Consider the following 15762-nt stretch of genomic DNA (forward strand, 5'->3'; position numbering starts at 1 on the left):
GCCTGTTATTCCCACAGCCAGTTCCAGAGTCCGGGCAGGTGCACGGCTTGCGTACCGTCGCCTACGCTTCTTGCCAGTGCCGCCCGTTCCAGCGCAGCCTTGTCGTCGTAAAAAGCCTTGCTTGCAGTCGGCAGCTGGACCGCACGCGCGCAATCCATCAGTATCTGCAGATATTCCGCCATGTGGTCTGCGGTGTAACTGTTTATATCGTGAAAACTCACTACCACAGGGATACTTCCGTCGACCGCCGGCAACTCGCCTGCGGCAATCCGCTCGCGCACGGCCGTCAACAGATGCAGCATATTGGAGCGTCTTCTCAGGCTGCCCTTGATGCCATATATCTTGCCGTCGTTCGCGCTCAGGTCCGTCAGCAGAATGTGCATGCCCCGTTGCTGGTAAGCGGCAAACGTACGCTTGTCGTAGTTCCAGAACGGCGGCCGCACCAGTTTCGGCGGACTCCCCTGAATCGAAACAATATCGGCAATGCCATCGTTGAGCGATTGCTCGAATATTTCGGGGCTGAGGAAACGATGGTTTGCATGATGCGGCGTGGCGCTGTGGAAGCCGAGCAAATGGCCTTCGTCGGCTTCGCGCCGCAATATGTTTCGCCCAAATTCTGTCTCGCCGGCGTCAGACGAACGGGTTTGCACAAAAAACAGGGCTTTGACGCCGGGTTGCAGCGGATTGTGCGCGAGCGTGGTCAGTATGGACAGTGTCGGATTATCAGTCCTTGGTGCAGCCGGGCCATCGTCGAAAGTCAGCAGGAATCGAATTGGGGCCTGGGATTTCAGTCGCTCGGCGGTCTGAGGCGACATGGGAACCGGTTCAATGGCGCAAGCTGCGACGCCGATCGCCACCAAAACCACCATCAAGCCGGAAATGATCTTTTTGATACGCCGTGGCGAGCTGGAAATTGGCTTGCGCAATGACATTAATGAAACGGGAAGCGAAGACATGCGGTGATAGATATCAGGACAGTGATTGGAAGGGAACGGCGCAGCGCGAATGATACGCGCACAGCCTGTGCTCTCGGCTGGCTGTTACAAACAACTACAGTTGCGGCGGTCGCATAGCCAGGGTTTGCGGGGAGAAAATCCGGATTTTACTGGCCGTCTGTGCGAGCTGGCGTGCAAGGGTAGCGTCATATGCGATAAGATGTTGCATATACGCAAAGCAAAACATATTGTCTGACCGTTGTTTTGATCCATCGAGTTTTACCGAAACGGGACCGCAATGACCATACCAACCCACAAGTCCGTCCAGTGTATTTCGCCCGCCGGTCTGCATAAAATGGCTTACCAGGAATGGGGCGATCCGCATAATCCGAACGTGTTGCTGTGCCTGCATGGCGTGACCAGGGTTTCGGACGATTTCGACCAGCTGGCGCGCACCGTATGCGATACCTACCGGGTCGTGTGCCCGGACGTGGTCGGCCGCGGCCGCTCGGACTGGCTGCGCGACCCGCAATATTACGTGCTGCCGCAATACCTGAACGATGTGGTGACCCTGCTGGCGCGGCTCAACGCCGAAACCGTCGACCTGGTCGGCACCTCGATGGGCGGCCTGATCGGCATCGGCCTCGCGTCCCTGCCGGAAAATCCAATACGCAAGCTGGTCCTGAACGACATCGGTCCCAGCCTGAATGCCGAGGCGATGGGACGCATCGGCGAGTATATCGGCGCCGACATGCGTTTCGCCACATTCGACGAAGCCGCAGCCTATGTGCGCGCCATCTCGGCATCGTTCGGCCCGCATACCGACGCCGAGTGGCACAAGCTGGCCAGCGATGTATTGCGCCAGAACGCAGATGGCCAGTGGATCCGCCATTACGACCTGAAACTGGCCCAGCCTTTCATCTCGACCAGCGCCGAAGTCTTCAAGCTGTCGGAACAGCTGCTGTGGAAAGCCTATCAGGCGATCACCTGTCCCACCTTGCTGGTGCGCGGCGCCGAATCCGACCTGCTGTCTGTCGAGACCGCTCGCCTGATGACGGAAAGCGGGCCAAAAGCCAAGCTGGTGGAACTGGCCGGCGTCGGCCATGCTCCAACTTTTTTGCATATCGACCAGATAAAAATCGTCACCGACTTCCTGATCGACTGATTTACTGCTTATTTTATTGCTTATTCTATTGCTTAATCGAGGAGATGAAACATGACTATCCAGCGCCTGCACGTCGGCAAGAGACTTTCGGAAGTCGCCATTCATAACGGCACGATCTACCTGGCCGGCCAGCTGGCCGAAGACACCACCCAGAACATCGAAGGCCAGACGCGCGAATCGCTCGGCCATATCGACCGCCTGCTGGTGGAAGCCGGCAGCGACAAGCATCACATCCTGTCCTGCCAGATCTACCTGGCCGACGTCAAGGATTTCGATGGCATGAATGCGGTCTGGGACAGCTGGGTCTCGGCCGGCAATGCGCCGCCGCGGGCGACGGTGGAAGCCAAGCTGGCGCGTCCGGAAATCCTGATAGAAATTATCGTGGTCGCAGCACAAAAATAAAGATGTAAGCATGGTTTCGCTCACTGCAACACAACGCGCTACGCAAATCCAGCTGTGCACCGCCGGCTTGAGTGCCGAGGACAGCGCACGCGTGCTCGACGCCCTGGCTTTTGTCGAGCCTCTGTACGCCGACAACGTCATTACGACCGGCCAGAGCACGCTCGATTTCTCGCAGGGCGTCACCAGCATCCTGGCGCTGCTCGATACCGATGTCGAAACCCGCATCGCCGGCCTGCTGTTCGAGCTGCCTTTGCTCGACGCCAGTTATGCCGACACCATCGAACAGCGCTTCGGCAAGGAAATTTCGGACCTGGTCAGCGGCATCCGCCAGCTGATGCGGCTGCACGGCTTTACCTTCGGCTTGCCGCAGGAAGTCATGCGCGGCAAGAACGCTGCCCAGCAGGCCGCCAGCCAGGTGGAAACGCTGCGCAAGATGCTGCTGGCGATGGCGACCGACATGCGGGTGGTGCTGGTGCGGCTGGCTTCGCGCGTGACCGCGCTGCGCTATTTTTCCGAGCACAAGATGGAAAACGAGCGCACCAGCCAATATGCGCGCGAGACCCTCGACCTGTACGCGCCGCTGGCCAACCGGCTGGGTATCTGGCAGCTCAAGTGGGAACTGGAAGACCTGTCGTTCCGTTTCATCGATCCGGTCACCTACAAGCGCATCGCCAAGATGCTGGAAGAGCGGCGCATCGAACGCGAAGGTTTTGTCGATGCCGCCATCACGCGCCTGCGCAGCGAGCTGGCGGCGGCCGACATCAAGGCCGAAGTCTCGGGCCGGCCGAAACACATCTACAGCATCTGGAACAAGATGCAGGGCAAGGAGCTCGACTTTTCCGAGCTGTACGACGTGCGCGCTTTCCGCGTGATCGTCGACGACGTCAAGACTTGCTACACGGTGCTCGGCATCGTCCACAACATCTGGGTGCCGATCCCGAAAGAATTCGACGACTATATCTCGCGGCCCAAGCAGAACGGTTACCAGTCCCTGCACACGGTGGTGCTGGCCGATGACGACCGGGCGCTGGAAGTGCAGATACGCACCAACGAAATGCATCATTTCGCCGAGTACGGGGTAGCGGCCCACTGGCGCTACAAGGAAGCCGGCGGCTCCAATTTCTCGGCGCAGAAGTACGACGAAAAGATCGCCTGGCTGCGCCAGCTGCTGGCCTGGAAAAGCGAAGTGGTGGATGCCGTGGTCGAGCACGAGGACAGCCGCCGCGAATGGCTGGAAAAGCTCAAGCAGGCCACGCTCAACGACCACATCTATGTACTGACGCCGCAAGCGCGCGTGATCGAACTGCCGAGCGGCGCCACGCCCATCGATTTTGCTTACTACCTGCATACCGACGTCGGCCATCGCTGCCGCGGCGCGCGGGTGGACGGCAGCATGGTGCCGCTGAATACGCCGTTGAAGAACGGCCAGACGGTAGAAATCATCACCGCCAAGAACGCTCCCGGCGCCGCTGGTCCTGGCCCCTCGCGCGACTGGCTGACGCCGGGTTACGCCGCCAGCGCGCGCACCCGCTCCAAGGTGCGGGCCTGGTTCAACGCCATCGAACAGCAGGAAACCCTGGCCAGCGGCCGCAGCTTGCTGGACAAGACCTTGCAGCGCGAAGGCAAGACCGCGGTCAACCTGGAAGAACTGGCGCGCAAGCTGGAATTCGCCAAGCTGGAAGACCTGCTGCTGGCGATAGGTAAAGATGAATTCAGCCTGCGTCACGTTGAGCATGCCTTGCACGACGATCCCGGCGCCAAGCCTGCCGAGTACGGCAGCGAACTGGAAGAAGCCGCGATTACCCGCAAGAGCCGCGCCTCCAGCGTGGCGCACGGCGGCAGGTCGGGCGTGCTGGTGGTGGGCACCGACGGCTTGATGACGCAGCTGGCCAAGTGCTGCAAGCCGGCGCCGCCCGATCCGGTGGTCGGCTTCATCACGCGCGGCAAGGGCGTTTCCATCCATCGCGAAAACTGCAAGAATTTCGCCGAGATGCGCATCAAGGCGCCGGAACGTGTGATCCAGACTACCTGGGGTGCGCCGGAAGCGGAAACCGTCTATCCGGTCGACATCTTCGTGCTGGCCAGCGATCGCCAGGGCCTGTTGCGGGATATCTCGGAAGTGTTCCTGCGCGAAAAAATCAACGTCATCGGCGTCAGCACCCAGAGCGCCAAGGCCCACGCACGGATGGCGTTCACCGCGGAAATCGCCTCTACCGCCCAGCTGCAGAAGGCGCTGACCGTGATCCGCGAGGTAAAAGGAGTGCTGGAAGCCAAGCGCCAGTAAGGCTGGCGGAGCAGGGGCCGGGAAATATGTTGCATCATCTCGGCGCCTGCTTTATTTACTGAAAATTCTATGTCATAATAGCGCCCTCTCCGGGAGGTTAGCTCAGGGGTAGAGCGATCGCCTCACACGCGATAGGTCACAAGTTCGAAACTTGTACTTCCCACCAGAATTCCTGTTTTAAATCAATAAGTTAAGCCGGTAATGAAAATCCCAGGGATGACCCGGGGATATTTTCATCAATCCGAGCCTCGATTCTCATCATTTCCTGGTTAGTCCGCCTCGCATGGCTCCGGTAAAACACGTCCCGGCCATCTTCCGATTATGGTTTATGATGATCGGCGGCTGTGTAGCAAACTTAGCCTGTCCCGTAAAAACGATCGCCGTCCTTGCCTCTCGAGTCCCCAAACGATTCCAAGGGAGTGTTGCCCATGGCAGTTAAGCCCGCACTGGAGCCGGCACCGGCCCGATCTCTGGCGTCGCCGAGCAAAGACCTGGAAAACGAAGCGCCGGCAAGCGAAGATATTTTCACCACGCCATTCGGCAATTACAGGTATTCCTCGAGTCCCTTGCGGCGCCCGATCGGCAGCGAAGCCCTGTCGGCGGCTCCTGAACAAAAAAGCGATGGCATCGTGCAGAGGGCAGAAAAGGATGCTGCCGGAGCCGCGCTGCCGCGGCAACCCCTACTTATACCCAACCATACCGGCTTGCCGGACAGCCTGAAATCCGGGATAGAGGATTTATCCGGTCTCTCGTTCGATAACGTCAAAGTCCATTACAACTCGCCGCAGCCTGCCCAGTTGAATGCCCTGGCATATACCCGGGGGACAGAGATTCATGTCGCGCCGGGGCAAGAGCGGCATTTGCCGCACGAGGCCTGGCATGTGGTGCAGCAGGCGCAGGGCAGGGTGGCGCCGACGACTGCGGTTGACGGGGTGGCGCTGAACGATGAGCCGAGCCTGGAGCATGAGGCAGATCAACTGGGTGCGACGCTTTCAGCAATGCCGCCGGTTGCTGCCGGCGCAGCCGTGCACGCGTCAACGGCATTGACTCCGATCCACGGCAATCAGGCAAGGCCGGTGCAAAGAGTCATCAATTTTCCCGACAAAGTCGAAGTCCAATATACAAAAAATACCTATCTCACAAAGTTATGGAAAGCGGCCCAGAAAATATCGGCCGAGATCACCTTCGACCAGGTGCGACGGGCATGGATAGAAGCGGAAGCAAGCGGTCGCAAGGTGGATTTGCCCGATAACATTGATTTGGCCTGGCAAGGCATAGCGCCTTACATGGCGCGGAGAAAAGCGAGACTGCGCCTGGCCCTGGATGACGAGGCAGAGCTGGCCGCCTTGGATGAGGCAGGATCGCAAATACCGATGACGGAGCGAACCGGCCTGGATAAGCACAGGGCATCGGTGCGCAGCAACGCCGAGGTGATTTTTCCTGCCGCGCGCGTGGAACAAGACGATGAGCGGCGCACATGGGATCCCCGCAATCCGGCGGAATTTGAAACAAAACTGCCGACGGTCGATTACACGACTTGGGACAATTTGCTGGACAGGCAAAAACGCTTCCTGCTGGAGAATCAAAGCGACATAAAAGCATTGATGGGCGTTTTGCAGGCGGAAGTTGAATTGGGAAATCGCCAGTTGCTAGCGCAGGCGAAACTGCCTCCGGGGAAAAAACAGTCAAAAACCTATAGCGACTATATCGTCGCATTATTTAGCCATCTCGCTGTTGCTACGGCTAACCCGCAGCAGGTAGCGAAAGACGCCGGCATTGCCGACGGCGGTAAATATCTGAGCGCCGTGTTTAATGTCCGGCGAGGAGAGCAGGACAAAAGCATTGTCGCCTACAAAGCCGCGCCAAAAACGGAAACGGACGCGGAGAGAAAAGCCCTGGCCAAAGGACAGCCCCCGATTGACTGGCTGAATGAAGTCCGAATGGTGGAAATGTTAAGGGAAGACGCGCCGTTCTTGCGGCAAAGAGCAAGGCAGGTTGCGCATCTGAAGAAAAATCTTGATGAATTCGACATTCTCAAGAAATGGGCCAGCGGCGGTTCAAATGTACAGGACCATAACAGCAACATGGATTCGGATGTGCTGACGACAATAGCGACCACGGCTGGGGCGAAAGATAAACAGTCGCCAATCGCAAGCATCAGCCTGCTGGATTCTCTGCTGGCGAAGATCACGCCGGTCGAAGGCACTGTATATGCCGCTTATCCACGTAACGACAGTTTGCGGGTTGGTTACCTGTTTAGCCTGGGAACACCCATGAGCGCAAGTGAATCGGCGGGCGGAACCGTTGCTTTTTCAAAAAATACGGCGGGCGGCGCGGACCGCTACAAAATCTATGCCACCGGCCATAACGGCATTCCCATCAGCGCGGTCGTGCCTGGCGTGGGGCAAGGTCAAAGGGAAGTACTGTTTAGAGCGCAGGCAACTTTCAAAGTGCTGTCGATCGAGGGAGGCGATTTTGGCGCCAATGTCAAGCGCCAGATCACCATGGTGGAACAAGGGGCAGCCGTCAGCCGGCAGCCAGCGGGCCGGCGCGACGACAAAACCGTGCAAACCAGCCAGGAGACGTTGTTAAACCAGCGTGACAAATGGATCACCAAATTTGCCGGACTGGATGTGGATGCGGAAACCCAAGCCTGGTTCATCTCGAATAATACCGCCGACAGGTTTGAGGGCCGGGCCGATGCCAGTTTTGCTTTCCCTTACGGCAAAAAGACTGCGCAGGCATGGCATGACGTGATCACCAACAGCGATATAGACATCTGGTCGATGGATGGATTTATCCAGATTGCCGCCAGGCTGTTGGGAAACAGTCCTGCAGAAATCAAGTTTATCGTGGCGGGCGAAGATCCCGGCAGTTGGGGCGAGGCGTTTGAATTGCCTGACAAAGACAAGGCAGTATTGATAGCAAATGGGCTGTTGGTGGACAATTTGTATTCGATCGCCGGGGCACTCTCGCAAGAGCTGTTTGCTCAAGTTGCTGCACGAGCGGGGGCGGAATTTTCGGTTAGCGGCAATATGTTCAGATTGCGGTTAACTGCCAAGCAAGTGGCATTGATTTCAGGGCGCTGGAAGGCGATAAAGGAGAAAAGCACGGAAAAAGATGGGACAGCTATCTATAAAATTTCGCAGCAGGCAAGCGGTAAAAAAGGCGGCAAGCTGATCAAGGGGGACATGGAAGCCGCGGGGCAGATGAAGACGCTGCTTGTGAGCCTGGCCGGCGGCACTGCGGATGGGATGCAGGTGCCGCTATCAGCCGCTGCGGTGGAAAAGATCAAGGTGGACCAGGAAGACGAGATTGCAGGGACCAAAAAAAGCAAGGTCAGCTATCAAAACGAAGATAAGAGAACGGCATTGGCCGGGATATTGAAGCGCGGCGCTGAAAGCATGGCGGCGATAAATGCACCTGTCATCGGAGAAAGCCGCGAAGAAGGGTACAAATTAACCGAGAGCGCCAAATTGGCCGCACGGATTCAGCAGCAATTGAGTGTGCTGCATCCTTTACATGACGGCAATGGCCGCATCAGCCGCGCTTATGCTTACCTGGTATTGCGCAGGCAGGGCTTCGGCGATATTCCTTTACCGCTGTTTGACCAAGACCGGGATCAGTCGACCGCGGCAGACGAATGGGAAAACCAGTTTGCGGCTCAGGCAACGGGAGGCGTCAAGGAAAAAGGCGGCGATTCAGGGCCGGCCGAAGAAATCCCGGCCATTGCAAGTGAAGCCGATGCTCTCAAATTCATGCAGGTCTACGCCGGCGACAAGATGAAAGGAGCGATCCAGAGCGCCAATGCCGAACAGGAAAAAATGAGCTTGGGTAAGTCCCTCCAGGCGGACGACATGTGGCTGGTGGACGAGATGCTGAAGTATATCGGCCAGCGTCCGGAATGGCTTTCCAAGGAACTGAAGAAAGACATGGACGATTTGCGGAGAAAACGGGACACCGAATCAACAACGAATATGGATGTATTCAAGCAAACGCTGGCTTTGAAAAAGCGGCTGGTGCTTGAAATAACGGAAAAAATGCGCAAGGCGCGGGCTGCATCGAAAGATGCAAGCGAAAAGCCCGCCACCAGCTCGGAATCGCTGACGCCGGATTCTCTTGGCAAGAAAAAAGAAGATGCAGGCAGCAGCTCATCCAAGGGAGAAAAAGCAGGCGCTGGTTTTGTGCAAGCTTCCCTGCTGGACAATCCGGATTTTGCCGAACGCCTTAACTTGCAGATGCAAAGCGCGACGGCGGCCGTGGCGCTGGGAGGACAGGATCAATTGGCGGATGATGTTCTGGATCGTTATGATGAGCGGACACACGGCGTCCAGGCGCATCTGATCGCCTATATGGTACTGATGAACAGGCAGCCGGCTTATCCCAATTTTTTGCCTAGTACGGCAAACATGCTGATGGCGCTGGATGCCATTCCTTCGGACACAATACATGAGCGCCTCAATACCGTCATTATTCCTCGCGCCCTCATGTTTTTCACCTGGGAGCAGGAAGTCGAGCAGGCAGAATTGCGCTGGGTGCAGAACAGCGGTCTAGGCGCAGGAGTGTTGTGGCAAGAGGAAATGAATTACCGGACACGGCTTGCGCGCGCCTGGGTAGAGCGCAATCCGGACTATGGCGCCCGCGTGGATGCAGCACAGCGGACTATCGTGACGGATGCATTAGGTGCGGCAGAGAGAGCGCGGCTGCAAGGCGTGGCGATAGCAACAATCGATCGCTCCTTTGTAAACGGCGCCCAGCTAACTGACGGCAACTGCCTGTTTGCCGCGCTGGCGGCGCCGGGCAATGTCAACCTGGAGAGCGCCAATGCGATTCGCGCCAACGTAGTCGCCGGTTTGCAAGACGCCGATGTGGCAAACACGCCGCTTGCCGAATTGCGGCAACTAGGCGGCAGCAGCCCTGCGGCGAGGCAAGCGCGGCTGGCTTATGATGCAATGCGCGACCAGGGCATTTCGGTGCCGCGCTATCAGCAGTACATGGGTACAAGCGGAGTATGGGGCGGCGATCCTGAAATACGCGCCTGGACCCGGTTGCATGCGGGCCAAACGGTGTATCTGCTCGAGCCAGGCAATGTCTTGTTCAGGGGGATCAGCAATGCCGCCGGCATAGGCACGCGAACTGTGGATCAGGTTCTTGCGGCTGTGAACCTGGGAACCGCCATAGCCATACGCAATACCGGAGGGCATTACATCAGGCTGTTGCCGCGGCCGCAGCAGCAGGCAGGCCAGGCGGCGTTGCCAGGCAGTTCGAGCGGCAGCAGTTCCGGTCCCAAGCGGAAAAGAAAAAGTTCTCCCAAGTCCAAACCGGTGAAATCTGTTTCCGGAAGCAGCGGGACCGATCTCAAGAAGAGGGGGCGGTCGCCCGATAAAGAAGCGGATGCTGGCGAGCCGGCCAAGAAAGCCAAAAAAGAACTGTTTGCATGCCAGGAAAAAAATTGCGGGAAGTCGTATACCACTCAATCAAACCTGACAAGGCACAGGCGCACCGCGCATGGGAAATGACGATGCAAATCAATGGCCGTTGTGATTGCCGTTGACTGGAATAACCGCACATTTCCTTTTGATAACTTAATCGACCTTACCAGACAGAGACGCCAAGCATGCAGAAAATGAAGCCGCCGTCACCGGCACCGGTATCACAGCTGATTGCGCAAGACGGCATTCCGGCGGAGCCTCGCGCAACGCGTGACGACAGCGCGAGCATGGTGGCAATGGGTAATTACCATTATGCTGCCAGCCCTCTTCAGAAACATGCCGTGGGTTTGCCACCAGCGGCAAGCTTGTCCTCAGCTGAGGATAACCGCACAGGCCTTCCCGGCCGCTTGAAGTCCGGTATCGAAAACCTGTCCGGGATGACGCTGGACAGCGTCAAGGTCCATTGCAACTCTCCCTTGCCGGCACTGATGCAGGCGCACGCATATGCCGCGGGCAGCGAGATTCACCTGGCTCCCGGCCAGCAAAAGCATTTGCCGCATGAAGCCTGGCACGTGGTGCAGCAGAAGCAAGGCAGGGTAAAACCCACGCTGCAAATGAAACAAGGTGCGCCGGTCAATGATGATGCGGCGCTGGAACATGAGGCGGATACGATGGGAGCAAAAGCTGTCCAGGCCGGTAGCCGGTCTTTCCTCGATGTCGGGCCGTTGACCAGGCAGCCGATGCCCATTGAGCGAATGCCATTGACGCAAGCGGACGGCATGTCGGTCATCCAAAGAAAACTCACCCTGAAAGGCGAGGAGAGCGATAAGGACCAGGCGCTAGCGCAGTTAAACAAGCTGGCAGGTTCCGCGGCAGTTACCCTGGCGGACGCGGGAGCCGGCGCCTGGGAGGCGAGCATTGGCGCAAGTGCGACCAGTGGCGCACGTGCGACCAGTGGCAGAACGTTGTTAAGCAACCTGATCAATGACGAACAGCAGTTTTTTTTCGATTTTTCCTCCGCCGTGCCTGCTCAGTACGATCCTGCCAAGCATACTGTCTTCATGAATGTCAAGGGCGTAAGTACGGCTGTCCTGCCGGCCAAAGGATTGCCGGAAGGTGACCCGGAGGGCGACTATACGCGGGAAGGCAATCAGGATATTTATCTGGGCCATGAGTTCAACCATGCCCTGCGCCACTTGAAAGGCCATGCCAAAGACCGGTACAAGGATGAAGAAGGTCTGCCGGTCAGCGACCAGTGGGTAAGGATCGATTCGATTTCCGCAGGACATACACTAAGCTATTACATGCAATTGGAAGAGGCCGAAAACATAGGACTCAAGCCGACCCTGGATACCGGCAGCGGGGCCTGGGTCGGGACCTCCGAGAATGCCTTCCTGGCGGAGCAAGGCAAGCCGGTCAGGCTCGGCTACTTCAAGAAGGATTCGCAGGAAAACAAGCTCAACCGCCTGGATTATCTTAAATCATTGACCATCACCACCGGGGTACGGTATGCAGAATTTCTGCGCAGGACAGCGTCGCTGGTAGGCGGGTCGGTTACCAATATTCCCTTGAAAAACGCTGTCGAATTGGTGGCGGCCAGTAAAGATCGGATAGACGATTGCAAGAAAAAAGCTGAGGCAGCGGAAAAACACGAGAGCGACTGGCTCGGCCACAAGAACGAAAATCTGTTGCCGCGAAAGGACGCGGCCAAGATACCCGATGAGGCCGCGGCCGCGGAGTTGCGTAATTACGACGATGCCGGTCAGTGGGCTGCATGGGTAGCACAGAACCCGGCCCATGCCGGAGGTGCAGACAGCGGCTATAACTCGGAGTGGGATGACATCGTCGATCCAAAAAAGGAGTCTTCCGATTATGAGTCGGCCTGGTTTCAGCAGGTGCGCCTGATTAACGCAAGACGATTTGAGCTGGAAGGCGCGAAAACGACGGCAGAAACTTTTTTTAAAAATCATACGGCGCTGGCCGATAAACTTTCAGGCGACGGGCTTGATGGCTCCACTGAAGCCGGCAAGCTTCATCTGGCGATCATCAAGGAGATAGGCGAGCAAGTCGATGCGGCAGAATCCCAGCTTATCCCCTTGGTGGACCAGGTGCTGAACCTGATGACAAGTGAATTGAACGGCCTGCAAGCCGAGAACCTGGACAAGGCCGCTGACATAACCATTCTGAAAAACCTGGTAACTACCTGGCGGCCAGTCGCCCGCTACAATTCAGACGAATAAATGACGTTGTCCTGTTCCTGGATTGCCTGCTGAGGCTAGGTCTTGCTGTTACGCCAGGGCGGCACCGGCCCGAACTGCCGGACCGCATATTCAATGAATTTTTTCGTCCGCGCCGACATGCCTTTACGCTGCGGCACCAGAGCGATGACGTCGGCCGGCGCGATATTCCATTGGGGGAGCAGCGCCACCAGCTTGCCGCGCCGGATATTTTCGGCGACATCCCATTCGGAGCGGATCATGATGCCTTTTCCCATCAACGCCCATTGGTGCACCACTTCGCCGTCGTTGGAACTGAGGATGGGGTCGACCCGCACGCTTTGGCCAATCGCTCCTTTGGCAAACTTCCACAGGCCCACGTCTTCATCGTTTTCCTGTAATACCAGGCACTGGTGCCCAGAGAGCGATTGCGGGTCGGCCGGTGATCCCATGCGGCGGATATAGGCCGGGGCTGCGCACAGGATTCTTGCATTGGCGCCGATCTTGTAGCGCACCAGGCTGGAGTCGGCCAAAGCGCCGATGTGGAACGTGATGTCCGCCCTATGCGCTTCGCCCACGCTGATGCGGTCGAACAGAGTCAGCGAAACCTTGACGCCGGGATGGTCGCTCTGGAATTGCGCCGCCAGCGGCGTCAGGTAGCGGCGGCCAAAGCCGAACGGGGCGTTGATGCGCAGATGTCCCGCGACAATGCCTTGCCGTGCTTTCAGCATTTCAAAAAGGGCATCGTTGCGCTCGCAAATCGCCGCGCCTTCTTCCGCCAGCAACTGGCCTTCGTCGGTCAGGCTCATATTCCGCGTGGAACGGTCAACCAGGCGCACGCCCAGCCTGGCTTCCAGCTGCTGCAGGCGCTGGGTCACGGCGGAAGGCGTCACGTTGATCTCACGCGCGGCGGCGGCGAGGCTGCCGGTTTTTACCACGATCATGAAAAAGTGGATGTCGTCGACCGGGATCATTATTAAGTAAAACTTAAGTTAGCCATGTATTTCATTTAACCACAATCTTGGGAATACCATCGATAATTCAGCCATACCAACTGGATCGGGACTGACATGGCGCAAAAGTATCAGGCAATCTTGTTCGACCTGCTGACTGCATTGCTGGATTCCTGGACCGTCTGGAACCATACCGCCGGTTCGGAACAGGCCGGGCGTGCCTGGCGCGCCGAATACCTGCGGTTGACCTATGGTTGCGGCGCTTACCAGCCCTATGAAGAACTGGTGGCGCAGGCTGCGCAGAACGTTGGACTGGCGCCGCAGCTGGCGCAACAGCTGGACCGCAACTGGCGCAGTCTGCAGCCGTGGCCGCAGGTAGTCGCAACGCTGACTCGCCTGCAGCAGAATCATCGCCTTGGCGTGGTGACCAACTGTTCCGCCAGGCTGGGCCAGCTGGCGGCCGACCAGGTAGGCGTTCCGTTCGAGGTGGTGGTGACGTCGGAGCAGGCCGGATTTTACAAGCCCGACCCGCGGCCGTATCGGCTGGCGCTGGAGCAACTGGGCCTGCCGGCGGAGCGCGTGCTGTTTGTCGCCGGCTCCGCCTACGATATGTTCGGCACGGCGCAAGTCGGCCTCGATACCTTCTGGCACAACCGCATCGGCCTGGCGGCGCCAGCCGGCGCGCCGGCGCCGTTGGCGGAGTCGGCGCAGATCGCCGACCTGCTGCAGTTTGTCGAAACCAGATAAATCAATCCAGGAAATGACATGAATGATTCCGCACTCGATCCGGCGCGCTGCCTGGGTGACCTTGAAACGCCGGTCCTGGTCCTCGACCAGGACCGCATGCAACAGAATATCGCCCGCATGCGGACCAGCCTGGCTCGTTTCGACGTGGCGTTCAGGCCGCACGTCAAGACCAGCAAGTCGGTCCAGGTTGCGCGCTCGACGCTAGGGCAAGCCAGCGGGCCGATCACGGTCTCGACGCTCAAGGAAGCCGAATATTTTGCAGCCAATGGCTTCACGGATATCCTGTACGCAGTCGGCATTGTTCCCGGCAAATTCGATCATGTGACCAGGCTGCGGCGGCAGGGCATAAGGCTGACGGTGGTCCTGGACAGCCTGGAGATGGCCCAGGCCCTGTGCGCCAAAGGCCGGCAGGAAAACATGCGCTTCGATGTCATGATCGAGATCGACTCCGACGGTCACCGCTCGGGCGTGGTTCCCGATGCGCCAGAGCTGCTGGAGATCGGCCGTTGCCTGGTCGCCGGCGGCCAGCATCTGGCTGGCGTCATCACCCATGCCGGCAACTCCTATAACTGCCGCTCGATAGCCGCCATCAGGCAGATGGCGCAGCAGGAACGCGATGCCGCCGTCGGCTGCGCGGAACGCTTGCGCGCGGCCGGCATCGCTTGCCCAGCAGTCAGCATCGGCTCGACGCCGACCGCCATGTTCGCCGACAACCTGGATGGGGTCAGCGAAGTGCGCGCCGGCGTGTTTGTGTTCGGCGACCTGGTCATGGCCGGCCTGGGCGTCTGCCGCCAGCAAGACATCGCGCTATCCGTGCTCACCACGGTGATCGGGCACCAGAAAGAAAAAGGCTGGATCATTACCGACGCCGGCTGGATGGCGATGTCGCGCGACCGCGGCACCAGCAGGCAACCGCAGGACCAGGGATATGGCCTGGTCTGCGATCTCGGCGGCGAACTGCTGCCGGACCTGCTGATGGTCGACGCCAACCAGGAGCATGGCGTGATCGCGCACCGTTCCGGCGATCCTGCGCAAACACCGGACCTGCCGATCGGCGCCATGCTGCGTATCCTGCCGAACCACGCTTGCGCGACCGGCGCACAGCATTCCCGCTACCATGTGGTTAACCGGGAGTCTCAGGATATCCTGGAGGTATGGGAACGCTTCCGCGGCTGGTAGGACATGAGCTGGCCCCATCATTCACCCTCGTCACGCAAAGAGACCATGAAAATCATACACACCCCGGACGTGCCGGCGCCGCGCGGCCATTATTCGCAAGCGGTCGAACAGAACGGTTTTGTCTTTTTGTCAGGCATGCTGCCGGCCTCCGATACGGTCGACCCGGCCATACATGATTTCCGGCAGCAGTGCGAAGCAGTGTTCCATCAATGCCAGCACGTCCTGCAAGCCGCTGGCTGCGGTTTCGGCGACGTGGTGCAGGCTACGGCGTATCTGGTCGGAGTTGAAAACTGGGGCCTGTTCAACGAGATTTACGCCAGCTACCTGGGCGCGCACAAGCCGGCGCGCGCCGTGGTGCCGGTGCCGGCCTTGCATCACGGCTATGCGGTAGAGCTGCAGCTGATTGCTTTCGTTCCCAGCGGGGTTTAGTCATGCTAAATTAGCGTTTC

The 15762-nt window shown here is 58.5% G+C and carries 11 protein-coding genes and 1 tRNA gene; 10 read left to right on the forward strand and 2 right to left on the reverse strand.

The window, feature by feature from the left end:
* Nucleotides 1-5 precede the first annotated feature (5 nt).
* Nucleotides 6-815, reverse strand: a complete 810-nt coding sequence (locus CFter6_RS09390; protein WP_236904591.1) for a polysaccharide deacetylase family protein — start codon at nucleotides 813-815, stop codon at nucleotides 6-8.
* A gap of 13 nt (nucleotides 816-828) precedes the next feature.
* On the opposite strand from CFter6_RS09390, the gene CFter6_RS26690 reads away from it, so the two are divergent.
* The 7 genes from CFter6_RS26690 (at nucleotide 829) to CFter6_RS25000 (ending at nucleotide 12458) form a co-directional block, all read left to right on the forward strand.
* Nucleotides 829-963, forward strand: coding sequence for a hypothetical protein (locus tag CFter6_RS26690; RefSeq protein WP_257722414.1), 135 nt, complete (start codon nucleotides 829-831; stop codon nucleotides 961-963).
* Between the two features lie 270 nt (nucleotides 964-1233).
* Entirely contained in the window at nucleotides 1234-2100 is an 867-nt protein-coding gene (locus CFter6_RS09395; protein WP_061539705.1) for an alpha/beta fold hydrolase, read from the forward strand.
* 51 nt (nucleotides 2101-2151) lie between these two features.
* Nucleotides 2152-2502, forward strand: a complete 351-nt coding sequence (locus CFter6_RS09400) for a RidA family protein (protein ID WP_061539706.1) — start codon at nucleotides 2152-2154, stop codon at nucleotides 2500-2502.
* A gap of 10 nt (nucleotides 2503-2512) precedes the next feature.
* Nucleotides 2513-4786, forward strand: coding sequence for a RelA/SpoT family protein (locus CFter6_RS09405; RefSeq protein WP_061539707.1), 2274 nt, complete (start codon nucleotides 2513-2515; stop codon nucleotides 4784-4786).
* A 91-nt stretch (nucleotides 4787-4877) separates the two neighbouring features.
* Nucleotides 4878-4952, forward strand: a tRNA-Val gene (locus CFter6_RS09410).
* Between the two features lie 262 nt (nucleotides 4953-5214).
* Complete coding sequence (locus CFter6_RS24995; RefSeq protein WP_082814677.1) at nucleotides 5215-10305, forward strand: eCIS core domain-containing protein; 5091 nt, start codon at nucleotides 5215-5217, stop codon at nucleotides 10303-10305.
* A gap of 98 nt (nucleotides 10306-10403) precedes the next feature.
* A complete protein-coding gene (locus CFter6_RS25000; protein WP_082814678.1) occupies nucleotides 10404-12458 on the forward strand; it encodes an eCIS core domain-containing protein in 2055 nt (684 codons plus the stop codon).
* A gap of 35 nt (nucleotides 12459-12493) precedes the next feature.
* Here CFter6_RS25000 and CFter6_RS09425 read toward each other — a convergent pair whose 3' ends face one another.
* Nucleotides 12494-13408 carry a LysR family transcriptional regulator gene (locus CFter6_RS09425; protein ID WP_061539708.1) on the reverse strand — a complete coding sequence of 305 codons (915 nt, stop codon included), beginning with the start codon at nucleotides 13406-13408 and terminating at the stop codon, nucleotides 12494-12496.
* A gap of 96 nt (nucleotides 13409-13504) precedes the next feature.
* Here CFter6_RS09425 and CFter6_RS09430 point away from each other — a divergent pair, with 96 nt between their 5' ends.
* Genes CFter6_RS09430 through CFter6_RS09440 form a run of 3 tightly spaced genes read left to right on the forward strand, consistent with a single transcriptional unit; the run spans nucleotide 13505 to nucleotide 15742 of the window.
* The gene (locus CFter6_RS09430; protein WP_061539709.1) at nucleotides 13505-14134 is read left to right on the forward strand and encodes an HAD-IA family hydrolase; all 630 of its coding nucleotides are present in this window, start codon (nucleotides 13505-13507) and stop codon (nucleotides 14132-14134) included.
* 18 nt (nucleotides 14135-14152) lie between these two features.
* Nucleotides 14153-15313, forward strand: coding sequence for a DSD1 family PLP-dependent enzyme (locus tag CFter6_RS09435; RefSeq protein WP_061539710.1), 1161 nt, complete (start codon nucleotides 14153-14155; stop codon nucleotides 15311-15313).
* A 45-nt stretch (nucleotides 15314-15358) separates the two neighbouring features.
* The gene (locus CFter6_RS09440) at nucleotides 15359-15742 is read left to right on the forward strand and encodes a RidA family protein (protein WP_061539711.1); all 384 of its coding nucleotides are present in this window, start codon (nucleotides 15359-15361) and stop codon (nucleotides 15740-15742) included.
* Nucleotides 15743-15762: the final 20 nt, after the last annotated feature.

Origin of the sequence: Collimonas fungivorans (assembly GCF_001584145.1) — a bacterium.
In the GTDB taxonomy this organism is placed as follows: domain Bacteria; phylum Pseudomonadota; class Gammaproteobacteria; order Burkholderiales; family Burkholderiaceae_D; genus Collimonas; species Collimonas fungivorans.